16 protein-coding genes and 1 pseudogene are annotated in these 24410 nt (G+C 74.2%); 11 read left to right on the top strand and 6 right to left on the bottom strand.

Features of this window, described 5'->3' with window-relative positions; genetic code table 11:
• Nucleotides 1–109: 109 nt before the first annotated feature.
• Nucleotides 110–736 (bottom strand): HAD family hydrolase, encoded by a 627-nt coding sequence (locus tag AF335_RS01330; protein ID WP_102916395.1) that lies wholly within the window; start codon nt 734–736, stop codon nt 110–112.
• A gap of 291 nt (nt 737–1027) precedes the next feature.
• Here AF335_RS01330 and sph point away from each other — a divergent pair, with 291 nt between their 5' ends.
• The 9 genes and pseudogenes from sph to AF335_RS01375 all read left to right on the top strand — a co-directional run bounded on the left by sph (nt 1028) and on the right by AF335_RS01375 (nt 13265).
• A complete protein-coding gene (gene sph / locus AF335_RS01335) occupies nt 1028–2023 on the top strand; it encodes a sphingomyelin phosphodiesterase (protein WP_102916396.1) in 996 nt (331 codons plus the stop codon).
• Between the two features lie 371 nt (nt 2024–2394).
• Nucleotides 2395–2964, top strand: coding sequence for a winged helix-turn-helix domain-containing protein (locus AF335_RS01340; RefSeq protein WP_102916397.1), 570 nt, complete (start codon nt 2395–2397; stop codon nt 2962–2964).
• Between the two features lie 170 nt (nt 2965–3134).
• Nucleotides 3135–4411: pseudogene (locus AF335_RS01345) on the top strand (sensor histidine kinase).
• A 252-nt stretch (nt 4412–4663) separates the two neighbouring features.
• Nucleotides 4664–5320 (top strand): LuxR C-terminal-related transcriptional regulator, encoded by a 657-nt coding sequence (locus tag AF335_RS01350; protein ID WP_102916398.1) that lies wholly within the window; start codon nt 4664–4666, stop codon nt 5318–5320.
• 141 nt (nt 5321–5461) lie between these two features.
• Nucleotides 5462–8647: an alpha-N-acetylglucosaminidase gene (locus AF335_RS01355; protein ID WP_102916399.1), complete on the top strand. Its 3186-nt coding sequence runs from the start codon at nt 5462–5464 to the stop codon at nt 8645–8647.
• Nucleotides 8648–8927: 280 nt separating this feature from the next.
• Entirely contained in the window at nt 8928–9533 is a 606-nt protein-coding gene (locus AF335_RS01360) for a rhomboid-like protein (RefSeq protein ID WP_102916977.1), read from the top strand.
• 82 nt (nt 9534–9615) lie between these two features.
• Nucleotides 9616–10413 (top strand): tyrosine-protein phosphatase, encoded by a 798-nt coding sequence (locus AF335_RS01365; RefSeq protein WP_102916400.1) that lies wholly within the window; start codon nt 9616–9618, stop codon nt 10411–10413.
• 75 nt (nt 10414–10488) lie between these two features.
• Complete coding sequence (locus tag AF335_RS01370) at nt 10489–12429, top strand: hypothetical protein (RefSeq protein WP_102916401.1); 1941 nt, start codon at nt 10489–10491, stop codon at nt 12427–12429.
• Nucleotides 12430–12566: 137 nt separating this feature from the next.
• Nucleotides 12567–13265, top strand: coding sequence for a TetR/AcrR family transcriptional regulator (locus AF335_RS01375; protein WP_102916978.1), 699 nt, complete (start codon nt 12567–12569; stop codon nt 13263–13265).
• A 123-nt stretch (nt 13266–13388) separates the two neighbouring features.
• Here AF335_RS01375 and pulA read toward each other — a convergent pair whose 3' ends face one another.
• The gene (gene pulA, locus AF335_RS01380) at nt 13389–16028 is read right to left on the bottom strand and encodes a pullulanase-type alpha-1,6-glucosidase (RefSeq protein ID WP_376697801.1); all 2640 of its coding nucleotides are present in this window, start codon (nt 16026–16028) and stop codon (nt 13389–13391) included.
• 276 nt (nt 16029–16304) lie between these two features.
• On the bottom strand, nt 16305–16757 hold the full coding sequence (locus AF335_RS01385) for a hypothetical protein (RefSeq protein ID WP_102916403.1): 453 nt from the start codon (nt 16755–16757) through the stop codon (nt 16305–16307).
• Between the two features lie 243 nt (nt 16758–17000).
• On the opposite strand from AF335_RS01385, the gene AF335_RS01390 reads away from it, so the two are divergent.
• A complete protein-coding gene (locus AF335_RS01390) occupies nt 17001–17210 on the top strand; it encodes a DUF397 domain-containing protein (RefSeq protein ID WP_102916404.1) in 210 nt (69 codons plus the stop codon).
• A gap of 374 nt (nt 17211–17584) precedes the next feature.
• Complete coding sequence (locus AF335_RS01395) at nt 17585–20680, top strand: bifunctional [glutamine synthetase] adenylyltransferase/[glutamine synthetase]-adenylyl-L-tyrosine phosphorylase (protein WP_102916405.1); 3096 nt, start codon at nt 17585–17587, stop codon at nt 20678–20680.
• Between the two features lie 53 nt (nt 20681–20733).
• Here the strand turns inward: AF335_RS01395 and AF335_RS01400 are convergent, their stop codons facing one another.
• Genes AF335_RS01400 through AF335_RS01410 form a run of 3 tightly spaced genes read right to left on the bottom strand, consistent with a single transcriptional unit; the run spans nt 20734 to nt 24331 of the window.
• Complete coding sequence (locus tag AF335_RS01400; RefSeq protein WP_102916406.1) at nt 20734–21597, bottom strand: phosphatase PAP2 family protein; 864 nt, start codon at nt 21595–21597, stop codon at nt 20734–20736.
• Between the two features lie 36 nt (nt 21598–21633).
• Nucleotides 21634–22668 (bottom strand): LacI family DNA-binding transcriptional regulator, encoded by a 1035-nt coding sequence (locus tag AF335_RS01405; RefSeq protein WP_184743217.1) that lies wholly within the window; start codon nt 22666–22668, stop codon nt 21634–21636.
• A 25-nt stretch (nt 22669–22693) separates the two neighbouring features.
• Complete coding sequence (locus tag AF335_RS01410) at nt 22694–24331, bottom strand: glycoside hydrolase family 13 protein (RefSeq protein ID WP_102916408.1); 1638 nt, start codon at nt 24329–24331, stop codon at nt 22694–22696.
• Nucleotides 24332–24410 lie beyond the last annotated feature (79 nt).

Here is a 24410-nt window from a genome sequence, read left to right on the forward strand (position 1 = left end):
GGGCACCGAGGGCCTCGCCACCCTCCCTCAGCCGAGGGGCCTCGCCGCCTTCCACTCAGCCGAGGGACCTCGCCGTCCTCCGCTCAGCCGAGCGGCACGCCGCCTCCCCTCAGCCGAGCGGCATCCCGAAGATCTCCTCCAGCCCCGCGACCGTCTCCGCCGGCGTCGTGTCCAGGAGTGCCGTCATGCCCAGGGCCCGGGCCGGGTCCAGGTTGCGGGGGGAGTCATCGACGAACACACAGGTCTCCGCCGGGAGTTCCAGGAGCTCCAGGGCCGTCCCGTAGAGCGCGGGGTCGGGTTTGCGGACGCCGTGCAGGTCGGAGAGGACCACCGCGTCGAAGCGGATCTCCAGGTCGTAGCCCCGGTACGGGTCGTGGGGCGTGCGGCCGGTGCTGTTGGAGAGGAGGGCCGTCCTGACGCCCGCGCGGCGGGCGGCGTCGACGGCGGCCAGGAGCGCGGGCTCGGGGCGGAGACCGGCCAGGACGCGGCCGAGCAGGCCCGTGGCGTCGACGCCGAGCAGGGGCGCCGTGCAGGTGTTCCACTCGGTCTGGGTGATGCGGCCGAGCTCCAGGTCCGCGTAGAGCGCGCGCCCCGCGGGGTCCTTCGTGACGACGTTCGTGAAGGCGTCGGGCGCCAGCCCCTCGCGCCGGCAGAACGCCTCGGTGGCCTCGCCGACCGGGGTCGTGAGCACCCCGCCGAAATCCACCAGCAGGCCCTGGGGCCGGGTGCGGGACATGGACGCCTCCTGCGGGACCCTGTGAAAAGACGACGGGCCGGGATCTCTTCCGCCGCCTTCGGTGAATGATGCGGCAGAGCGCCGCACCTCCTCCCCGCATTTCCGAATTACCCATGGTTACAAACCGAAGTCGACCGCCTCCGTAGGGCAATTGATCACCTGAAAGCTATACGGACGTAACCGCGGCTGATTTGATGTGGACGGCTCTTTTCCCCATCCGAATCATCCGGACCATCCGAATCAGGGGTCACCCCCGCATCAGGGCTGCCCCCGTCCCCACAGGGAGATGCAGTGCCGATCGTCCAGCGCGCCGGAATCGCCTCCGCGCTCACCGCCGCCCTCGCGGCAGTCACCCTCACCGCCGTCGCACCTCAGCCGGCGCGGGCGGCGACAGCGTCCGGCGCCGCCGTACCGGAGTTGAAGGTGCTCACGTACAACACCTTCCTCATGAGCAAGAATCTCTACCCGAATTGGGGCCAGGACCACCGCGCCAAGGAGATACCGGCCGCCGGATTCTTCCGTGGCAACGATGTCGTCGTTCTCCAGGAGGCGTTCGACAACGAGGCGTCGGACGCGCTGAAGGCCGGCGCCGCCGGGCAGTACCCGCACCAGACGCCGGTCGTGGGCCGGAGCAAGGACGGCTGGGACGCCACGAGCGGGAATTACTCCACCACCACGCCGGAGGACGGCGGCGTGACGATCCTCAGCAAGTGGCCGATCGTCCGCAAGGAGCAGGTGATCTTCGCGGACGCGTGCGGCTCGGACTGGTGGTCCAACAAGGGCTTCGCCTATGTGGTGCTGGACGTCAACGGCACCAAGGTCCATCTGGTCGGCACGCACACGCAGTCCACCGACAGCGGCTGCAAGGCGGGCGAGGCGGTGGCGGACCGCGCCAAGCAGTTCCGGCAGATCGGCGCCTTCCTCGACGCCAAGAAGATCCCGGCGGGCGAGCAGGTCATGCTGGCGGGCGACCTGAACGTGGACTCCCACAGTGCCGAGTACCCCTCGATGCTCGCCAACGCCGGCCTGGAGCCCGCGAGCACCCGCGACGGGCACCCGTACTCCTTCGACACCAAGGAGAACTCCATCGCCGCCTACCGCTACCCGACGGACGGCCGCGAGGACCTCGACTACGTCCTCCACCGCAAGGGCCACGCCCGCCCCGCGACCTGGCGGAACACCGTGGTCAAGGAGGAGTCCGCGCCCTGGACCGTGTCCAGCTGGGGCAAGGACTACACGTACACCGACCTCTCGGACCACTACCCGGTGACCGCCGGTAAGAGCTGATCAACAGCGCGGGCGCTTACGGTGGGCGGGCGCGGAGCCCGCCCACCGGACGCCCGGACCGCACCCCGCCGAGCACCAAGGTTCCGTATCGAGGCACCGGCCGACTCTGCTGTTCCGTCCCAGGTCATGCTTCAATAGGCGCATGGCCAGCTACCAGAACACCGCGACGGGTCGCACCGACCTTGAGCCCTTCTGGCCTTCCCGTCAGCATGACGACTTCGACCGAGTGTGTTGCCGCGCGACTTCCGCGCAGGCCCACTCCCCCCGCTGACCCCACGTCGAAGTCAGCCGCCGGTCACCGCACCCGGCCAACGGCCCCGCGCAACGCACGTCCATTCGACGGTCCCTCGCGCGAAAGAGCTGAGCTCTCCATGACGAACCTCCGCACCCTGACCGTGCCCGCCCCGGCCCCCCAGGAGGCGCCGGCCGGTTCCCCCGCTCCGCACCCCGCCCACCGCCACCGACTCCGCGCCGTGGCCCCGGACGAGGTGCCGCCCGTCGCCGAGCTGCTGCACTCCGGCGCCGCGACATGGCTGCCCGCGCCGCAGCACACGGTCCCGACGCTGCCGGGCCAGCCGCCGATGATCGGCTATCTGGTGCTCGTACCGGCCGAGCAGCCGGCCCCCGAGCCCGCCGCCACCGAGGGGGACGCCCTGGTGAGCATCGACCCCGAGCAGCGCACCGCCCGGGTCGCGGGCCGGCTGCTGGACCTGACGTACCTGGAGTTCGAGCTCCTCGCGCACCTGGTCGCGCACCCCAACCGGGTGCACACCCGCGACCAGCTCGTACAGACCGTCTGGGGCTACGGTCACGTGGGCGACGGCCGCACCGTGGACGTCCATGTGGCCCGGCTCCGCCGCAAGATGGGCGCCGAGTACCGCGCCTCGATCGTCACCGTCCGGCGGGTCGGGTACAAGTACGCGCCGCCGATCGCCTACTGACCGATCCGGCGCGCCGGGAACAAACGCCGAGGTCAGCGAGGGTGTGGGGGGTGTACCCAGGTACACCACGCGCCGGGTGGTGCCCCCCGTGACCGGCCGGACGTGATCACGCAGACTGTTCCCGGGGCCCGAGGGACGGGCGCCGGGAACGGGCGCGAGGAGAACACCGGATGAAGGTCCGCGACGCACTGCTGGCGGGCGCGAGGGGACTCTGGCTCGCGATCTTCGGGTTGGTGATGTCGATCCTGCTCTTCGTCCTCACCGTGCTCTCGATCTGCCTCGTCGTACTGGGCGTCGGCCTGGTCACCACCCCGCTCGCCGTCAAGGCCCTGCGGGCCTACGCCGATATGCGCCGCGGCCAGGCGGAGGACTGGGCGGGCGTACGGATACCCACGCCGTACGGGCCCGCCCGCCCGGCCCCGCGCGCCGGGATCGTCGGCCGGGTGGAACAGTGCGTGGCCCTGCTGAAGGACAAGGCCACCTGGCGCGACCTCCAGTGGCTGCTCGTGGACATGACCCTCGGCACGGTGCTCGCCCTGCTGCCCGCCGTCCTGCTCGTCTACGCGATCTGGGGCCCGGTGCTGGCCCTCGGCGTCTGGAAGCCGATCGTCCGGGCGGACGGAACGTTCTGGTTCACCTTCGTCCCGGTCACCGATCAGTTCACCGCGAACCTCGCGGCCGCCACCGGACTCGGCTTCGGCGTCGTCGGCCTCTTCGTGAACCGGCTCCTGATGCGCGGCCACGCCCTGCTGAACCGGCAGTTGCTCCGGCCCACCCGCGAGCGGGAGCTCACGCTCCGCGTCGACCGGCTGACCGAGTCCCGGCACGACGCGGTGGACAGCTCGGCCGCGGAGCTGCGCCGCATCGAGCGGGACCTGCACGACGGCGCCCAGGCCCGGCTGGTGGCGATGGGCATGAGCCTGGGCACCATCGAGGCACTGATCGAGAAGGACCCGGCGCAGGCCAAGCGGCTGCTGGCCGCGGCCCGCGCCGACTCCGCGGAGGCCCTCACCGAGCTGCGCGACCTGGTGCGCGGCATCCACCCGCCCGTCCTCGCCGAGCGCGGCCTGGGCGACGCCGTACGGGCCCTGGCGCTGCGGATGCCGCTGCCGGTCGAGGTGGACGTGGAGCTGGCCGGCCGGGCGGAGGCGCCGGTGGAGTCGGCGGCGTACTTCGCGGTCAGCGAGGTCCTCACCAACGCCGCCAAGCACTCGGGCGCCCGGCGGGTCTGGGTCGACATGCACCACGCCGACGGCACGCTGCGGATCGCCGTGACCGACAACGGCCGCGGGGCGCGGGGCGGCCGGGGGCGGGGGCGGCCGGGGGCGGTACGGGGCTGCTCGGGATCGAGCGGCGGCTCGGGGCGTTCGACGGGGTGCTGGGTGTGAGCAGTCCGGTGGGTGGGCCGACGATGGTGACGATGGAGATTCCCTGCGTGCTGGGGTGACGGGTGGGGTGCCGCCGCTGCGCGGGGCTTTTTCCCCACCCCGCCCCTTCCCGTAACCGAGGGCAAGCCCCCGGGCCCCCTTCCGCGCTCCGCGCGGTGTCCTCAATCGCCGGACGGGCTGAAATCAGCCCGTCCGGCGATTGAGGGCATTCAGGAAGGGGCGCCCGCGCAGCGGCACCCCCTCCCCCATCCGCGACCATAGGGGACCCGGCCCCGCCCACCCGGCGGGCCACCTCCCGAAATGGAGTCCCCGTGCGCGTAGTCCTCGCCGAAGACCTGTTCCTGCTGCGGGACGGCCTGGTCCGGTTGCTGGAGGCGTACGACTTCGAGATCGCCGCGGCCGTGGAGAGCGGCCCCGAGCTGACCCGGGCACTGGCGGAGCTCAAGCCCGACGTGGCGGTCGTGGACGTACGCCTGCCCCCGTCGTTCACGGACGAGGGGCTCCAGTGCGCGCTCGCGGCCCGGCGCGAGACGCCCGGGCTGCCGGTCCTGGTGCTGTCCCAGCACGTGGAGCAGCTCTACGCGCGGGAGCTGCTCGCCGACGGCAGCGGCGGCGTGGGCTATCTGCTCAAGGACCGGGTCTTCGACGCGGACCAGTTCGTGGACGCCGTGCGGCGGGTGGCCGGGGGCGGCACCGCGATGGACCCGCAGGTCATCTCGCAGCTGCTGTCCCGGCGGGAGCGGGACCGGCCGATGGCCCGGCTCACCCCGCGCGAGCGCGAGGTGATGGAACTGATGGCACAGGGCAGGTCCAACGCGGCGATAGCCGACCGGCTCCAGGTGACCGAACGGGCCGTCGCCAAGCACACGTCGAACATCTTCGTGAAGCTGGGGCTGCCGGTGTCGGACGACGACAACCGGCGGGTGCTGGCGGTACTGGCCTATCTGGACCGGGGCGGGGAGGGGTGAGCGGGGCGCGGGGCGGGGCGGGTGGGGGAAAGAACCCCGGACGCACCCACCGCCCGCGCGCCCCATTGCTCCCCCCTGAGCCGCCGGTTAGCGTGCGCCTCGCACGCGTCCGTTGTCGCACACCGCACAGTGGGGAGCGCCATGACCGAGCCGTCGAACCCTCCCGGACCGTCGACCGGACCCTCGCCCGAGCCGCCGCCCGAATCCTCGCCCGAGCCCCCGGCCGGCCCGTCCAGACGCCTGCTCCTGGGTGCCGCCGGAGCCCTGGGCGCCGGGGCCGCCCTCGGCACCGCCGCCCCCGCCGGAGCCGCACCGCCCGACGGACGCGCCCCTTTCTCCACGGCCCCTGCCGCCGCCGCCCTCCGGCGGCTGCTCGGCGACCACGCGGCGCAGTTCCGGCTCACTCCCCTCACCGGTGGCCGGGAGCGCTTCGAGGTCGGGGGCGCGGCCGGCCGGATCGAGGTGGCGGGCACGAGCCCGGCGGTGCTGCTGACGGGCGTGCACTGGTACCTGAAGTACGGGTGCCGGGCCCATCTCACCTGGAACGCGCGACAGCTCGACCTGCCCCGCACCCTGCCCGCGCCGCCTCGCGGACTGAATCGTTCCACCGGGCTCCGGCACCGCTTCGCGCTCAACGACACCAACGACGGCTACACCTCCCCGTACGCCGACTGGGCCTACTGGGAACGGATGATCGACATCCTGGCCCTGCACGGCTGCAACGAGGTCCTGGTGATCGCCGGGCACGAGGCCGTCTACCACCGCCTCTGGCAGGGCTTCGGCTACTCCGAGGCCGAGTCCCGCGCCTGGCTACCCGCGCCCTCGCACCAGCCGTGGTGGCTGCTCCAGAACCTCAGCGGCTACGGCGGCCCCCTCACCCCCGACCTGATCTCGCGGCGGGCCGCGCTCGGCCGGCGCATCGCCGACCGGCTGCGGGAGCTGGGCATGGCCCCGGTCCTGCCCGGCTACTACGGGTCCGTACCGGACGGCTTCACCGCCCGGAACCCCGGCGCGGCGGTCGTCCCGCAGGGCATGTGGCACGGCTTCCGGCGCCCGGACTGGCTCGACCCGCGCACCGCGGCGTTCCCGCGCGTGGCCGCCGCCTACTACCGCCACCAGGCCGAACTCCTCGGCGAGGCCGCCCACTTCAAGATGGACCTGCTGCACGAGGGCGGCACGGCCGGCGGCGTCCCCGTCGCGGCCGCCGCCAAGGGCGTCGAGCGGGCGCTGCGCACCGCGCACCCGGACGCCACCTGGGTGATCCTCGGCTGGCAGGACAACCCGCTCCCCGAACTCCTGAACGCCGTCGACCGCAAGCGGATGCTGATCGTCGACGGGATCTCGGAGCGGTTCAAGGGCATCACCGACCGGGAGAAGGACTGGGGCGGCACCCCGTACGCGTTCGGCACGATCCCGAACTTCGGCGGGCGGACGACGATCGGCGCCAAGACGCACCTGTGGACCGAGAAGTTCTTCGCCTGGCGCGACAAGCCGGACAGCGCCCTCGTCGGCACCGCCTACATGCCGGAGGCCGCCGACCGCGACCCCGCGGCCTTCGAGTTCTTCTCCGAGCTGGCCTGGCAGGACCGGGCGCCCGACCGCGCCGGGTGGTTCGGCGCGTACGCCGCCTTCCGCTACGGGCGCGAGGACCCGGCCGCGCGGGGCGCCTGGACCGCGCTGTGCGAGACCGCCTACCGGCAGGAGGCGCCCGAGCGCAGCGACCCGCACGACAGCCTGTTCGCCGCCCGCCCGGACCTCGCCGCCGACCGCGCGGGCGAGTACGCGCCGAGCGCCCTGTCCTACGACCCGGCCCGCTTCGACGCCGCGCTGGCCGGGCTGCTGGCCGCGGGCGCGCCGCTGCGCGCCACCGACACGTACCGCTTCGACCTGGTCGACGTCGCCCGGCAGGCGCTCGCGCACCGCAGCAGGCAGCTGCTGCCCGAGCTGCGGAGCGCGTACGAGCGCAAGGACCTGGCCGCGTTCCGCACGCTCGCGGCGCTGTGGCTGAGGCTGATGCGGCTGGCCGACGACATCGCGGGGACGCACCGGGAGTTCCTGGTCGGCCCGTGGAACGCGGCGGCGCGGGCGTGGGCGACCGGGACCGCGCAGGCCACGGAGCTGGAGCGCACGGCCAGGATACTGATCACCGTGTGGGGCGGGCGGGCGACGTCCGACGACGGGAAGCTGCACGACTACGCGAACCGCGACTGGCACGGCCTGATGGGCGACTTCTACATGCCGCGCTGGCGGCGCTGGCTGGAGGCGCTGGAGGACGCGCTGCGGGAGGGCCGGGCGCCGAGACCCGTGGACTGGTACACGGTGGAGGAGCCGTGGACCCGGGAGACCAAGGAGTATCCGCTGCGGCCGGTGGGCGACGCCCACCGCACGGCGCTGCGGGTGCGGGACGCCCTCGCCACCGCCCCGTACCAGGGCGCGCTGTCGGCCTCGGCGCTGCCCACGGCCGTCGCGCCGGGCGGCACCACGACCGTCACCGTCTCCCTCGCCAACGTCAACGGGCTGCGGGGCACCGGCCGCGTCGACCTCGCCCTCGCGGGCCTCACCGCCACCCCGCAGGGCGCGACCTCGCTGCCCCGGCTGGCCCCGGGCGCCACCGGCTCGGCCCGCTGGCGGGTCACCGCGCCGGCGGCGCCGCTGGAGCGCCCGCTGCAACGGCTGCCGTACGAGGTGAGCGCCGTCTACGGGCCGCAGGGCGAGGACCGGGTGCGGTCGGTGCGGAGCGGCACCCTGTTCCTGGCCGGGCCGCTGGGGTCCGGCTGGCACACGGCGACGGACAACGCCGCCGTCTTCGGCCGGCTGGGCGAGGACCGGTTCGCGATCGACGGCGCGGGCGAGGACCTGTGGAAGGGCACCGAGCAGTTCGGCACCGTCTACCGCGCGGGGGCGCTGGCGGTCCGGGCGGTGGCGTCGGTCCGGGTGGACGCCCAGACGGACACGGGGAGCTGGGCACGGTCCGGGATCATCGTCCGCAACGGCCTCGCGGGGCGCTCGCCGGGCGCCGTGAACCTGGCCGTGACGCCGGGGCAGGGCGTGGTCGTGTCGTACGACTCCAACGGCGACGGCACGTTCGACGCCTACCGCCGCATCACCGGCATCAAGGCCCCCGTCCACCTCAGGCTGACCCGGGCCGGCACGGACCTGTACCGGGCGGAGTGCTCCACGGACGAGGGCGCGACATGGCGGCCGGTCGCGGAGGTACGGGTCCCGGGCACGGCGGCGCGGCAGGACGTGGGCATGTTCCTGACCGCAGGCAACGACGGCAGCGGCGAGCGGGGCACGGCGGAGTTCAGCGGGTGGCGATTGACGTGACGGGTCCGGTTCGGTCCGGGCCTGTCGGGAGGGCCGCGGGCCCGAGGCAGGCGGGCCGGCCGCTTGCGGGTCCGGGCCGGCGGACCGGGGCCCGGCGGGGCTCGCCGGCCGGAGGGCCGTAGGCCGGGCCGGCGGACCGGGAGCCAGAGCCCGGGTGCCGTGGGACCGGGTGCCGTGGGACCGGGCCCGGCGCCCGCGGCGCCCGGCCCGGCACGCCGGGTCCGAGGGTCCGGGCGCCCAGGGGATTGAGACCGCCCCCGGTTCGGACGATCATGGCGGGATGACCCCACGGCTCGTCCGGCTCGCCCCCGCCTACGTCGGGACCGTCCTCGCCGGCTCGTACGCGACGCACCGGCTGCTGCCGCCCGCGGCGCGCGAGCGTCTGCTGCGGCGCTGCTCGACCAACGCCGACAACCTCGACGGCGGGCGCTGGGACACCCTCGCGACCAGCGCCCTGCTCACCGAGGGGCCGGTGGAACTCCCCTACGCGCTGTTGCTCCTGGCCGTCCTCGGCTACGCCGAGTACGCGTACGGGGCATGGTGGGCGGCCGGTGCCTTCGTCTGCGGGCACGTGGGCGCGTCCCTGCTGGTGTACGCGGGGCTGCGCGCCGTCCGCGCCGGGTCGCGGACCCGGTCCGCGACCGACGTCGGGCCGAGCTACGGCTATCAGGCGGTGCTGGGCGCCCTGGGCGCGTCCCTGCCGAGGGGCGCCGCCCGCACCGGCGCGTGCGCCGCCCTCCTCGCGCTCGGCGCGCGCCCTCTGCTCCGGGGGCGGCGGCCCACCTTCACCGACGTGGGGCACCTGGCGGCGCTGGGGCTGGGCATGGGCATGAGCCTGGGGATCTCCCTGGGACCATGGAGGGCACGGGGAGCCCGGGCGGCGTAGGGGACCCGGAAAGGGGTACGGGCGCGCCCTCCGCTACCGTTCGGCACAATAACGGTAGAAATCCGACAAGGGAGACGCGCTCATGCCGCAGTTCGACGCCTCGACGATCATCAATCTCCGCGACCTCGGCGGCATCGCGCTGACCGGCAACTCCGCCGTCCGCCCCGGCCTGCTGCTCCGCTCCGGCCAGCTCGACCGCCTCGACCCGGCGCTCGATCCCGGCGTCGCCGCCCTCGGCATCCATACCGTGGTCGACCTGCGCACCGAGCACGAGCGGCGCGAGCGCCCCGACCAGGTGCCCGAGGGCGCCCGGCTGATCGTCGCGGACGTGATGGCCGACGGCGTGGCCGCGGCCGGCGGCGACCGGGTGCCCGCCCGGCTGGACTCGGTGCTCGGCAATCCGGCCGTCGCCGAGGAGCACCTCGGCAACGGCAAGGCGGAGAAGCTGATCTCCGACGTCTACCGCGCCTTCGTCACCTCCGAGCCCGCCTGCTCCGCCTACCGCCTGCTGTTCTCGGCGCTCGCCGAACCCGACTGCGGCCCGCTGCTCTTCCACTGCACCGCAGGCAAGGACCGCACGGGCTGGGCCGCCACCGTGGCCCTGCTGCTGCTCGGCGCGGACGAGGCCACGGTCATGGAGGAGTACCTCTCCGTGAACCCCGCCGTGCGCGCCGCCTTCGCGCCCCTCATCGACCGCTTCACGGAGGCGGGCGGCGACCCGGAGATCGCGGACGCCGTCCTCGGCGTGCGCCCCGCCTACCTGACGGCGGCGCTGGAGCAGATGCACCGGTCGCACGGCGGGGTGGAGTCCTACGTCCGCGACGCCCTCGGCATCCCCGACGAGGCGATCGACCGCGTGCGCGCCCGCTGCGTGGCATAGCGGGGGCGCGAGCCGCAGGAAGTGCGCCCCCGCGGGGGTGAGGTGACCATCTCACCATTCACTCGTTCTACGGACGTGGAGCAGCAAGCGACAGCCCCCCGGCCCATTCCGCCCGTCGATGTCGAGCAGGCAGAGGCCGCGCTCATCGAGCACTACCCGCGCCTCGTACGGCTCGGGTATCTCGTACTGCCGCCGGCGCTGGGCCGCAACCGCCGCGTCCTGACGGCGCACGCCCTCGCCCAGCGGGCCCTGCCCCGCAACCGGGTGGGCACCACGGAGCTCGCCGGGCTGAACGTCCCCGCGCCGCGCGGCGCCGACGGCTCGCCCGCCGACCCCGGCTACGCCTATGTACGGTTGCGCGTGCTGCGCTCCGCGCTGGAGGCGGGCCGGCCGCGCGAGCGCTGGCAGCTGCCGAAGCCGGGCCGGCTGCCGCCGCTGCTGCCCCAGGTGTGGGGGCTGCGGCTGTTCCCGCGCTCGGGCGGCGCCGACGAACTCGCCCTGGACCAGGCGCTCGCCACCCTTTCCGGGCCCGGCCGGGCCGCGTATGTGCTGCGCGCCCTGGAGCTGCCCTCCGACCGCGACATCCGGCAGGTCCTGGCGGCGGCCGGGGTCGAGGACGCGGCCGCGGCGCTCGCCGAGGCGGACGGGCTCCGCGCCCCGGCCGGCAGCCGGGACGCCTCGCTGCTGGAGTCGATGGAGTTCGACCCCTGTTCGCTCCAGGCCCGGCCGACGGACCTGATGCGCCGCCGCCAGCACACCCGGGCCGCGCTCGCCGCCCTCGCGGCGGCCGTGGTGTGCGGGACCCTGCTGGGCCTGCCGGGCGACGGCGGCCCGGACGGCGCCGCCGCCCCGCCGTACTCCCGGAACGCCTCGGCCGAGCGGGCCCTCGACCCGGCGAAGCTCACGAAGGCCGCCCCGGGCGCCTGGAAGCGGGCGGACCGCGCCGGCTTCGCCGTCTGGCCCGCGCGCGGCGGCCGGGTCACGGACCGGGAGCTGCTGCGCCGGGCGCTGGCCGTCTGGGCCCGGCCCGGCCCCGCCGTCCGGGTGACGGCCACGCCCGGTACGCAGACCGGCCCGGCCGCCGGCCCGCCCCAGCTGCTGTACGCGGGCGAGGTCGGCCAGGCGGCGGTCGTGGTGCTGTACGACGGCCTGCGCGTGGTGCGCTACGCCGAGTCCAAGGACGGTGACGGCAGCGGCGCCGCGGCCCTGGACTTCGCCCGCGCGGACGGCGCCGACGGCGCGGGCGCCACGGCGGTCGTGGTGGGCCGCGCCGACAGCAACGTCCGCTATCTGACGGCCCCTTGGGTGAACGAGGTGGGGGTGCGCGACCTGCTCAAGCCGCAGGCGGCCGCCCAGCCCCTGCGCCTCGCCGACGACGGCGTGACCGACCCGACGCTCAGCCCGGCCTCGGCGAGCGACTGCGGCGGCTGGCCCGCGCTCCAGATGGGCGGCCATCTGGTGACCGACCTCGGCGAACTGACCCCGGCCCTGCTGACCGCGGGCACCCCCACCGGCCCGCACGACGTCAACAGCGCCACGGCGCGCGCCGGTTGGGCGCACACCGCCTGTCAGCTGCAGACGGCCCGCTCGCAGGGCGTCCGCTCGGTCAACGCCTGGCCGTTCGCCACGCAGCCGCTGCCCGGTGGCACCGGCAGCGCCGAGTGGGTCTGCACCCGCGCCGAGACCTGGCGGGGGGCGGGCAGCCGGGTGCTGGCGACGTTCCAGGTGCCGGGCGCCCGGCCGGGCGCCCCGAGCTCGACCGTGGCCCGCGCCGAGGACACCCCGGTCTGCGGCGCCCGTGACCCGCACATCCTGACGGGCGTCCTGTGGAAGTCACCGCACGGCACCTGGTACGCCCTGGCGGCGGGCGGCGGCGGAGTGCAGTCGATCGCGGCGACCGGCGGGGTGAAGGGCTCGGCACCGGGCGCGCTCCTCGCCGTCCCGGCCCAGCCGGGCGTACGGACGGAGCTGAGCGCGCGGCTCGCGGACGGCCGGAAGCTGACGGCGCTGCGCTGAGCCCCCCGGCGGACCGGGCGGACTCCGGCCCGGCTCCGCCCGGTCTCCGCACAGGCCCCGCCCAGCCCCGAACAGGCGGCCGGGCGGGGCCGATCCGTGCGCTGAACCCTCCCCTGGCTGCCATTAGTATGACCGTCATGAGGAACGGGGTCCGCCGCAGGATGGGTGTCGAGCAGCGTCGCGAGCAGTTGATCGCGGTCGCCCTCGATCTGTTCGGCCACCGGCGCCCCGACGACGTCTCCATCGACGAGATAGCAGCGGCGGCCGGGATATCCCGGCCGCTCGTCTATCACTACTTCCCCGGCAAGCAGAGCCTCTACGAGGCCGCGCTGTGCCGCGCCGCCGAGGAGCTGTCCGGGCTGTTCGACGAGCCCCGGGAAGGCCCGCTGGGCGAGCGGCTGTTGCGGGTGATGCGGCGGTTCTTCGACTTCGTGGAGGCGCACGGCACCGGCTTCGCCGCCCTGATGCGCGGCGGCCCGGTGGCGGGCTCCGGCCACGCCTGCGCCGTGGTCGACGGCGTGCGCCGGGCGGCGTACGACGAGATGCTCGCCCACCTCGCGGTGCGCTCCCCCGTGCCCCGCCTGGAGCTGGCCATCCGCTCCTGGATCTCCCTGGCGGAGACGACGGCGCTGCTCTGGCTGGACGGCCGCCGCATCCCCCGGGAGGAGCTGGAACTCCAGCTCGTCCACGCCTTCGCGGCGCTGACGGCGGTGAGCGCGGCGTACGACGAGGGGATGGCCGGGACGCTGCGGCGGAGCCTGGCGGACGAACCGGCGGACGGGCCGCTGGCGGACCTGGTCCTGCGCCTGGGGCGGCTCGCGCCTCAGCCGTCCTGACCGGGGGGTGCCGCTGCGCGGGGCTTTGTCCCCTACCCGCCCCTTCCCGCAACCGGGGGCAAGCCCCCGGGCCCCCTTTTTCGCGCTCCGCGCGGTGTCCTCAAACGCCGGACGGGCTGAAAATCAGCCCGCCCTGAACACCGCCACCGTCCGCCCCGGCACCGAGAACACCCCGCTCCCCACGTCGTACGCCGCCCCCTTCACCACCGGATCCGCGCCACCCGCCTGCACCGGGTGCAACCCGTATCGCACCCCGGCCAGTTCCGCGATCCGTTCACTCCGCCACCCGGTCGTCGCGTTGAACACCACCACCAGATCACCGAGCCGCATGGTGACCACGCCCGGCGTCTCGTCCCGCCCGGACAGCGGGAACGACAGGGCCGCCTGCACATCCGCCGCCGTGGTCTGGTGGAACGCCTTCTCCGTCGTACGGATCCGGAGCAGGTCCCGGTAGGCCGCCGAGGCCGCCGTGACCGGGCCGCAGCCGGGGCGGAGCGCCGGGTCGGCCAGGAGGGGGCGGGCGTAGGGCCACTTGGCGGCGTTGTCGGCGGCCGGCGGCAGACCGCGGCCGAAGCCGTTGCCGTCCCGGCAGTCCCAGTGGATCGCGTTGAACCAGTCGCCGCTGTCGTAGGAGTTGCGGTCCAGGGACTTGGAGCGCAGCAGGTCCGTACCGGCCTGGGAGAGGGACGGGCCCTGCGAGAGCGCCGTGGTCGCCAGCGCGAGGACCTGTGCCCTGGCCCGGTCGGCGGGGGCGGTGCCCCGGGGCAGTTTGAAGGCGAGGGCGTCGTAGAGGCTCTCGTTGTCGTGGGCGTCGGCGTAGGCCAGGGCGTCGCCGGGCGCGTCGGCGTAGCCCGCGGGCGAGCCGTTGTAGTCGACGTCGGCGCCGCGGACGGCGCGGCCGGACGTGTCGGTGAAGCGGTATCCGGCGAGACTGCCGCTCAGGCCGACCTTGACGAGGTCCTGCGCGTGCAGCAGCCGGGCCCGCTGCTCGGCCGGGGAGCCGTTCGCGGGCGAGTCGTTGGGGTCGGTGAAGAGCCCGGAGGCGAAGCCCTGGACGCGCGGGTCCTCGTCGAAGGGCCCGCCGCCGCGCACGGCGTCCCGGGCCCGGTCGGAGAAGGTGGCGATGCCGGTGCCGGCCATGTTCCGCTGCGTGGCCTGGACGAACCGGGCGTCGTTCGCGGCCTCCCCGAAGTTCCAGCCCTCGCCGTAGAGGATCACGGCCTTGCCGTCCACGCCGTCCTTCGCCGGGGTGAGGGCGTCGAGGGCCCGGCGGACGGCCAGGATGTTCGCCTTGGGGTGGTGGCCCATGAGGTCGAAGCGGAAGCCGTCGACCTTGTACTCCTTCGCCCAGGTGACCACGGAGTCCACGACGAGCTTGCCCATCATGGCGTGCTCGGGGGCGGTGCCCGCGCAGCAGGTGGAGCCGGCCACGGCGCCGTCGTCGAGGAGGCGGTGGTAGTAGCCGGGCACGATGCGGTCGAGGACGGACTTCTCGCTCTGCCCGGAGGCGGCGGTGTGGTTGTAGACGACGTCCATGACGGTCCGCAGCCCGTCGTCGGCCAGGCCCTGGACCATCCGCCGGAACTCCAGGGTGCGGCGCGGCCCGTCGGGGTCGGAGGCGTACGAGCCCTCGGGGACGGTGTAGTGGAGCGGGTCGTAGCCCCAGTTGTAGGCGTCGCGGGCGGCCGTCCTCCGCACACACTCCTGCTGGCGCTCGGAGTCGGCGGGGAGGGCGACGAGGTCGCAGTCCGGCCGGGCCTGTTCCGCGCGCTTCTCCGGGGCGGTCGCGAAGTCGAAGGCGGGGAGGAGATGGACGTAGGAGGTGCCCGCGCGGGCCAGTTCCCGCAGGTGGCGGGTGCCGGCCGAGGAGGGCTCGGCGAAGGCGAGGTACTCGCCGGGGTGCTTCGCGGTGCGGTCGGCGACGGAGAAGTCGCGGATGTGCAGCTCCTGGATCGCCGCGTCGCGCAGCGGTACGGGGGCGGGCTTGCGCAGCCGCCGCCAGCCGGGCGGGGCGAGGGCCGGGTCGGCGAGGTCGGTGACCAGGCTGCGGGCGGAGTCGGCGGTCAGGGCGGTGGAGTAGGGGTCGGTGACGAGGTTGGTGACGGTCTTCCCGGCGGCCGGCGCCCGGACGGTGACGGCGTAGCGGTAGGGCTTGCCGGCCCAGTCGCGAGAGCCTTCGGCGCTCCACACGCCGCTGGCGTCGTCGCGGCGCATGGGGAGGGTCCGGCCGTCGAGCTCCAGGGCCACGCGGCTCGCGGTGGGCGCCCAGACGGAGAGGGTGGGCCTGCCGCCCCGGAACACGGGCCCGAGCTTCGCCCCGGCGGCGGCCGTCGCGTAGAGGTCGTCGAGGACGCCGGGTATCTGCACACCGGTCGCGACCCCGTCCGTCTCGGCGACGAGCCGCCCGGTGAGGGCGGTGCGTTCGCGCCCCCGGGCGTCGACGCGGTAGGCGTCGTAACCGGCCGCGAGGTGGGGGTACTTGGCCCGCTGGGCCGGGGTGAGACCGCCGGGGAGCCGGGTCAGGTCCAGGGTGCCGTTCGCTCTGCGGCCGGCGTCGTAGCTGAGGCGGTGGGGGCGGGTGGGGTCGCCGAGGTTCTTGGGCCAGGCGAGGGTGGAGCGGTCGATCCATTGGACGCGGGCGTCGGTGGGGTTTCGGGTGGCCGCTTGGGCGGGGGCGGGGTACGCGGGTATCAGGAGGGCGAGTGCGGCCGAGAGGGTGGCGGCGGCTCTGGCGGAGAGGCGCATGGGATGACTCCTTCGGATATGTGCAGGTGGAGCGAGTTGGCCGCTGCGCAGGGCCTTCCCCCCCCCAGCCTCACCTCTTCCCGATGCTCGCGACGGGGTGTTCCGGGAAAGAGCCGAGAGAGCCCCGCCCGGAGCAGGGCCGGACGGGGCAGGGCAGTGGTCGCGCACCTTGGTCACGGCGGTCGGTCGTGGGGACTCGCCCGGTACGGAGACAGAGGGTGCAGGCAGCGGCGACAAGGGGAAGGCCAGGGGGCCGCTCACGCCGTATGCGGCGGCCTGACCGGCCGTGTCGGCCTACCCCACCGGGACCTCCTGACGGATCGATGCCCGGCTGTCCAGCACCTTGCGGGCCTGCTCCATCAGATCCGGAGAGTCGAGCGAGAACCGACCCGTAAACAGGTGATTGTGGCCGTACAGGGTCTCTTTGGGAATGCCTCGCCCGTCGACTTCCAGCGTCCATGCAGCCTCAGGAAGGTCCAGCGTGCCCGGCTTCGGCACGGAACGGGAACTCCACCCCGTGCACAGAACCCGGTCGACGCTCGCGGTGGCCGAGCTGCCTACGGCGTGTCTGGCCGCAATGTCCATGAGGTAGACGTCGGGGACCTCAGGGATGGGGAGGTACCCGACGATGGCCGTGTCACCGAACTGTCCCGTCGCCGCGTAAGCCACCACTCCATAAGTGTCGGGCCACAGATGCAACAGGGGAAACACCGTAACGCGCCCAACTCCGTTCATGATCTTGGCCATTGCTTCTCCTTCATCACATCGGACGGCCCCGCCCAAGTCTGGCGGAGCGAGGCCGTCCAACCCGTCAGCCACGGGACCGAGCGGGGCTAGTCGCTGTTGTCGCTGCAGCCCGGAGGGGCGAACGACCGAGGAGCCTCCCCAGATCACCGCTGCCGAGCGCGCCTATGCTCTGTTGACATCGGTGGCCTTGTCACATGAAGCGTCCTCCGAGCTGATTGCCCTGCACCTGGAGGAGTTAGGCCCATGACCCGCGCAAATGCGCTCCCCTCGGCCTGGCGACGGAGTAGCCACAGCACGAATGGCGGCAACTGCGTGGAGGTAGGAACGGGCCTGGTGGGCGTGATTCCCGTCCGAGACGGTAAGCGCCGGGAAGACCCGGCGCTTACCGTCTCGGCGGCGGCTTGGTCGGCATTCGTCACTGCGATACGGAGCGGCGGCCTCTGCGCCGCCTGACGGGCACCCCGCCACGCCTCGCCTCCCGCCCGGCGACCAGAGGCCCCTCGTGGCTTCTCCGGGCCGATCGCCTCGTCCGCCCGAAAGGGCAGCCCCCCTACGAAGAGGCTCAATAGGAGCCGCCTCCACAACCGGGCCGGTCGCCGCCCCTCTCCCTCCCCACCACAGGGGAAAAACTCTTCCTGACCGCTCTGACCTGCGTCAACGCCACCATGGGGCGATCACTCCAGAACCATGCCCCCGAAGTGTCGGGGCTCCCCTCATCCGGAGCGCCCCCGGAGGCCCGGGCTATCATCCTGATCAGGATCGGCACGGGCCGCCACGGCCATCGGCGGAACCTCTCGGGGCCGGTACCGCGGACGAGAGGGTTGTCGATGACAATGCCACAGGGGCGCCGCAGCAGCTCGTACACCCGGCTGCTGCGCCACGGCTTCACCGACACCGCGGCCGCCGAGCGGCTGCTGGAGACCCCCGAGCTCGCGCCCGTGCGGGCGGATCCGGTCCTCCTCGACGCCTTCGGCGGGACAGCCGACCCGGACCTCGCGCTGCGCGGCCTCGTCCGCCTCGTGGAGGCGCTGGGCGGCGCCGACCGGCAGACGTTCCTGGACACCCTGGTCGCCGCCAAACCGCTGCGCGACCGGCTGCTCGGCGTCCTCGGCGCCTCCGAGGCGCTCGGCGACCACCTGGCCCGCCACCCCGGCGACTGGTACGCGCTGGTCGCCTACGAGCCGGCCGATCTGCACCCCGCCGTACCGGAGTTCGAGCGGGCGCTCGCCGAGGGGCTGCGCGGCGACCGGGCCGCCGGGCTCACGCCCGCCGACGCGCTGCGCGCCGCCTACCGCCGCTGCCTGCTGACCATCGCCGCCCGTGACGTCTGCGGCACCACCGACGTCGCCCAGACCGCCGCCGAGCTCGCCGACCTGGCGACCGCGACCCTCCGCGCCGCCCTGGCGATCGCCGCCGAGGAGCAGCCGGACGACGCCGCTCGCTGCCGCCTCGCCGTCATCGGCATGGGCAAGTGCGGCGGCGAGGAGCTCAATTACGTCTCGGACGTCGACGTCGTCTTCGTCGCCGAGCCGCGCGACGGCGCGCCGGAGGCCGACGCCGTGCGGGCCGCGACCCGGCTCGCCTCCCGGATGATGCGGGTCTGCTCCGACGTCACCCCCGAGGGCACGATCTGGCCCGTCGACGCCAACCTCCGCCCCGAGGGGCGCAACGGCCCCCTCGTGCGCACCCTCTCCAGCCACCTCGCCTACTACCAACGCTGGGCGAAGACCTGGGAGTTCCAGGCCCTCCTCAAGGCCCGCCCGGTCGCCGGCGACCTCGCGCTCGGCCAGGACTACGTGGCCGCCGTCTCCCCGCTGGTGTGGCAGGCCGCCGAGCGGGAGAACTTCGTCGCCGACGTCCAGCAGATGCGCCGCCGCGTCGTCGCGTCCATCCCCGCCACCCAGGTCGAGCGCGAACTCAAGCTCGGCCCCGGCGGGCTCCGCGACGTCGAATTCGCCGTCCAGCTCCTCCAGTTGGTGCACGGCCGCAGCGACGCCACGCTGCGCGGCGCCGGCACCCTCGACGCCCTGACCGCGCTCGCCGCCGGCGGCTACGTGGGCCGCTCCGACGCCGCCGCCCTCGACGCCGCCTACCGCTTCCTGCGCACCCTGGAGCACCACATCCAGCTCCACCGGCTGCGCCGCACCCACCTGATGCCGGAGGCCGAGGCCGACCGGCGCCGGCTGGGCCGCTCGCTGGCCCGCGTCTTCCAGTGGCCGGCCGGCACCGAGCCCGTCGACGGGCTCGGCAAGGAGTGGAAGCGGCACGCCCGTGAGGTGCGGCGGCTGCACGAGAAGCTCTTCTACCGGCCCCTGCTCGACGCCGTCGCCCAGCTGGAGCCCGGCGAGATCCGGCTCAGCGCCAAGGCGGCCGGCCAGCGCCTGGAGGCCCTCGGCTACGCCGACCCCGCCGCCGCCCTGCGCCATCTGGAGGCGCTCGCCTCCGGGGTCTCCCGCAAGGCGGCCATCCAGCGCACCCTGCTGCCCGTCCTGCTCGGCTGGTTCGCCGACTCCGCCGACCCCGACGCCGGGCTGCTCAACTTCCACAAGGTCTCCGACGCCCTCGGCAGAACCCCCTGGTACCTCCGGCTGCTGCGCGACGAGGGCGCCGCCGCCGAGAACCTCGCCCGGGTGCTCTCCGCCGGCCGGCTCGCCCCCGACCTGCTGCTGCGCGCCCCCGAGGCCGTCGCCCTGCTCGGCGACCCCGAGGGGCTGCGCCCGCGCGGCCGGGAGGCCCTGGAGCAGGAGGTGCTGGCCGCGGTGGGCCGCGCCGAGGACGCCGAGGCAGGCATCGTCGCCGTGCGCGGGGTGCGCCGCCGCGAGCTGTTCCGTACCGCCGCCGCCGACATCATCGGTGCCTACGGGCGCACCGGCCCCGAACCCTCCTGGCGGCACAACGGCACCACCCCGGCCGGCAACAGCACCCACGGCACCGCCGCCGGGCCCAGCGACACCCACCTCCGCGTCGACACCGTCGGCGACGCCGTCTCCGACCTCAACGCGGCCGCCGTGGCGGGCGCGCTGCGCGCCGCCGTCCGCGCCGAGTGGGGCGACACCCTCCCCACCCGCTTCGCCGTCATCGGCATGGGCCGCTTCGGCGGCCACGAGCAGGGCTACGGCTCCGACGCCGACGTCCTCTTCGTCCACGAACCCCGCGAGGGCATCCCCGAGGAGGAGGCGGCCAAGGCGGCGTTCGCCGTCGCCACCGAGATGCGCCGGCTGCTGCAACTGCCCACCACCGACCCGCCACTGCTCATCGACGCCGACCTGCGCCCCGAGGGCAAGTCCGGGCCGATCGTGCGCAGCCTCGCCTCCTACGCCGCCTACTACCGGCGCTGGTCGCTGGTGTGGGAGAGCCAGGCGCTGCTGCGCGCCAAGCCGGTCGCGGGCGACGAGGACCTCGGCCGCCGCTTCATGGAGCTGGTCGATCCGCTGCGCTACCCGGCCGAGGGCCTGGGCGAGGACGCCGTCCGGGAGATCCGGCGGCTCAAGGCCCGGATGGAGAGCGAGCGGCTGCCGCGCGGCGCGGACCCGACGACCCACACCAAGCTGGGCCGCGGCGGGCTGTCCGACGTCGAGTGGACCGTACAGCTGCTCCAGCTGCGGCACGGCTGGGCCGAGCCCGGCCTGCGCACCACCCGCACCCGCGAGGCCCTGCGCGCCGCCCGCGCCGCCGAGCTGCTGAGCACCGAGGAGGCGGCCATACTGGACGATGCGTGGGTGCTGGCGACCAGCGTCCGCAACGCGGTCATGCTCGTGCGCGGCCGGTCCGGCGACACCTTCCCGACCGAGAGCCGGGAGCTGGCGGCGGTGGGCCGGTACCTCGGGTACGAACCGGGGCACGTGGGGGAGATGCTGGACGACTACCGCCGGACGACGCGGCGCGCCCGCGCGGTGGTGGAGGAGCTGTTCTACGGGGCATGACCCCGGGCCCCTCCCCCGGCGGGTCCCCTCCCGGTGGGGAGGGGGGAACCGCCCTATCCCGCCCGCTGCACGGCCACGTGCCGCGCCAACCGGTGCGGGAACGCCCGGAACCAGGCGAACGACAGCCCGAACCCGAACGCGAGGCACAGCAGCCCGCCCACCGCGTCCAGCCAGAAGTGGTTCGCCGTCGCCACGATCACGACCAGCGTCGCCACCGGATACAGCGCCCCCAGGACCTTCACCCACACCGGCCGGGCCAGCAGGGCGATGGTGACGCCGCACCACGTGGACCAGCCGATGTGCATCGACGGCATCGCCGCGTACTGGTTGGAGACGTTGGCGAGGTTGCCCGAGGCCATCGAACCCCAGGTGTGGTGCACCAGGACGGTGTCCACGAAGTCCACGCCGTTCATCAGCCGGGGCGGGGCCAGCGGGAAGAGGTAATAGCCGAGCAGGGCGACGCCCGTGGTCGCGAAGAGGGCCAGCCGGGCCGCGGCGTACCGCCCGGGATGCCAGCGGTAGAGCCACACCAGCACACCGATGGTGAGGACGAAGTGCAGGGTGGCGTAGTAGTAGTTCATCCCCACGATCAGCCACGTCACCGAATTGACGGCGTGGTTGACGGTGTCCTCCACGGCGATGTGGAGGGTGTTCTCCACGCGCCAGATCCAGTCGGCGTTGCGCAACGCCGCGGCCCGCTGCTCGGGCACGGCGTTGCGCACGAGGGAGTACGTCCAGTAACTCGCCGCGATCAGCAGCACCTCGAACCACAGCCGTGGCCGGCGCGGTGAGCGCGGCGTCCACAGGCGTGGTTTTCGCTGGGCGGCACCCTCGGGCGACAGCCGCTCCGCTCGCTCCTCGGTGGGTGGCGGGGCGGCCGTCCGGCCTTCCAGTGTCCTTACTGTCGCTTCACCCATAGAGAAACAGTCTGCCAGAAACGCGCGGAGGCCAGATCATCCCCAAGTCTGGTCTTGGGCCGGAGCCGAAGCCGTTGAACCACGAACCACCAATTCGGGCAGGAACACGAATTCGCTGTGCGGCGCGGGGGTCCCGCCGATCTCCTCCAGCAGCGCCCGGACGGCCGCCTGGCCCATGGCCGGGACCGGCTGCCGGATGGTGGTCAGCGGCGGGTCCGTGAAGGCGATGAGCGGGGAGTCGTCGAAGCCCACCACGGAGACGTCCCGGGGCACCTCCAGGCCGTGCTGGCGGGCCGCCCGCACCACGCCGAGGGCCATCATGTCGCTCGCGCACACGACGGCCGTGGCGCCCCGCGCGAGGAGCGCGGCCGCCGCCGCCTGGCCGCCCTCCAGGCTGAACAGCGAGTGCTCGATCAGCTCCTCGGCGTCGCCCGGCCCGACGCCCAGCTCGTCCTGCATCGCGCGCAGGAAACCCTCGATCTTCCGCTGTACCGGTACATACCGCTTGGGGCCCAGCGCCAGCCCGATCCGCCGGTGCCCCAGTGCGGCCAGATGGGTGACGGCCAGCCGGACCGCCGCCCGGTCGTCGGGCGAGACGAACGGCGCCCGCACCTTCGGCGAGAAGCCGTTGATCAGCACGAACGGCACGCCCTGGGCGCGCAGCCGCTCGTACCGCTGCATATCGGCGGAGGTGTCCGCGTGCAACCCGGAGACGAAGATGATGCCGGCGACGCCCCGGTCGACGAGCATCTCCGTCAGCTCGTCCTCCGTGGAGCCGCCCGGCGTCTGGGTCGCCAGCACCGGGGTGTACCCCTGGCGGGTCAGGGCCTGCCCGATGACCTGGGCGAACGCCGGGAAGATGGGGTTGTCCAGCTCCGGCGTGATCAGCCCCACCAGGCCCTCGCTGCGCTGCCGCAGCCGTACGGGCCGCTCGTAGCCCAGCACGTCGAGCGCGGCCAGCACGGACTGGCGGGTGGAGGCGGCCACCCCCGGCTTCCCATTGAGGACGCGACTGACGGTTGCTTCGCTGACACCCGCCTGGGCTGCGATATCGGCTAGCCGGGCGGTCACAGGACTGGACCTTACCGGTCGCATCTCAGACTGCCCACCAGACACAGGAATCGGCGGGCAGCCGGACCGTGCCGCCGGAGAACTCCAGGGCCCGGGTGGCGAGCACCGGGCGCCCCGGAACCGGCATCTCCACCTCCTTGTCCAGGGTGTTGAGCGTGCACACGAAACCGGGCCGGGACAGCGCCAGCACGCCCTCGGGCCCGGCCAGCCAGCTCATCCCGCCGTCGCCCAGGCCCGGCAGCTCCCGACGCAGCGTCAGCGCCGAGCGGTACAGCTCCAGGGTCGAGCGCGGGTCGCCGGACTGCGCCGCCACCGACAGCTCGGCCCACTCGGCCGGCTGCGGCAGCCAGCTGCCGCCCGGCCCGAAGCCGTACGGGGCCGTCTCGCCCGACCACGGCAGCGGCACCCGGCAGCCGTCCCGGGTGCCGTCCTGGCCGTCCCCCCGGAAGAACGCCGGGTCCTGGCGCACCTCGTCCGGCAGGTCCACGACCTCCGGCAGGCCCAGCTCCTCGCCCTGGTAGACATAGGCCGAGCCGGGCAGCGCCAGCATCAGCAGCGCCGCCGCCCGCGCCCGCGCGAGGCCCCGCTCACCACCGCCGTAGCGGGTGGTGTGCCGCACGACGTCGTGGTTGGACAGCACCCAGGTGGTCGGGGCGCCCACCGACCGGGTCGCCTCCAGTGACGCGTCGATCACCGTGCGCATCTCCGCCGCGTCCCACGCGCAGGTCAGGAACTGGAAGTTGAACGCCTGGTGCAGCTCGTCCGGGCGCACGTACAGCGCCAGCCGCTCCGAGGTCGGCGCCCACGCCTCGGCCACCCCGATCCGCTCGCCGTCGTAGGAGTCCAGCAGCTGCCGCCAGGCGCGGTGGATCTCGTGCACCCCGTCCTGGTCGAAGAACGGCAGCACCTGCGCGCCGATCAGCTTCGCCTGCTCCTTGCGGCCGATGTCCGGCAGCCCGGGGGCCTTGACCATGCCGTGCGCCACGTCGATCCGGAAGCCGTCCACGCCCAGGTCCAGCCAGAACCGCAGCACCGAGTCGAACTCCTCCCGCACCTGGGGGTTCTCCCAGTTGAGGTCGGGCTGCTCGGGGGCGAAGAGGTGGAGGTACCACTCGCCCGGGGCGCCGTCGGGGCCGGCCGTACGGGTCCACGCCGGGCCGCCGAACACGGACTCCCAGTCGTTGGGCGGCAGTTCCCCGGCGGCGCCCCGGCCCGGCCGGAAGTGGTAGCGCGCGCGGGCCGTCCCCCCCGGGCGGTCCGCGAGCGCGGCCCGGAACCACGCGTGCTGCTCGGAGGTGTGGTTGGGCACGATGTCGACGATGACCCGCAGCCCCAGCCGGTGCGCCTCCCGGACCAGGTCGTCGGCGTCCGACAGGTCCCCGAACAGCGGGTCCACGGCACGGTAGTCCGCCACGTCGTAACCGCCGTCCGCCTGCGGCGAGGCGTAGAACGGCGTCAGCCACACGGCGTCCACACCCAGCCCGGCCAGGTGCGGCAACCGCTCGCGGATCCCTCGCAGGTCGCCGATGCCGTCGCCGTCGCTGTCGGCGAAGGAGCGCACGTACACCTGATAGATGACGGCGCTGCGCCACCAGCCCTCCGCCTGCGGCGAGGAGGGGGCGGCGCCCTGGCTGCGGACGGAGGGCGCGAGGTCCTGGGTCATGTACGTCCTATTCGATGGAGGGACGGGCGGGATGCGGTGCGGGCGGTGCGAACGGGGCGCGGCGGGGCCGTACGGGTCA

Origin of the sequence: Streptomyces eurocidicus (genome assembly GCF_002891295.1) — a bacterium.
GTDB lineage: Bacteria > Actinomycetota > Actinomycetes > Streptomycetales > Streptomycetaceae > Streptomyces > Streptomyces eurocidicus.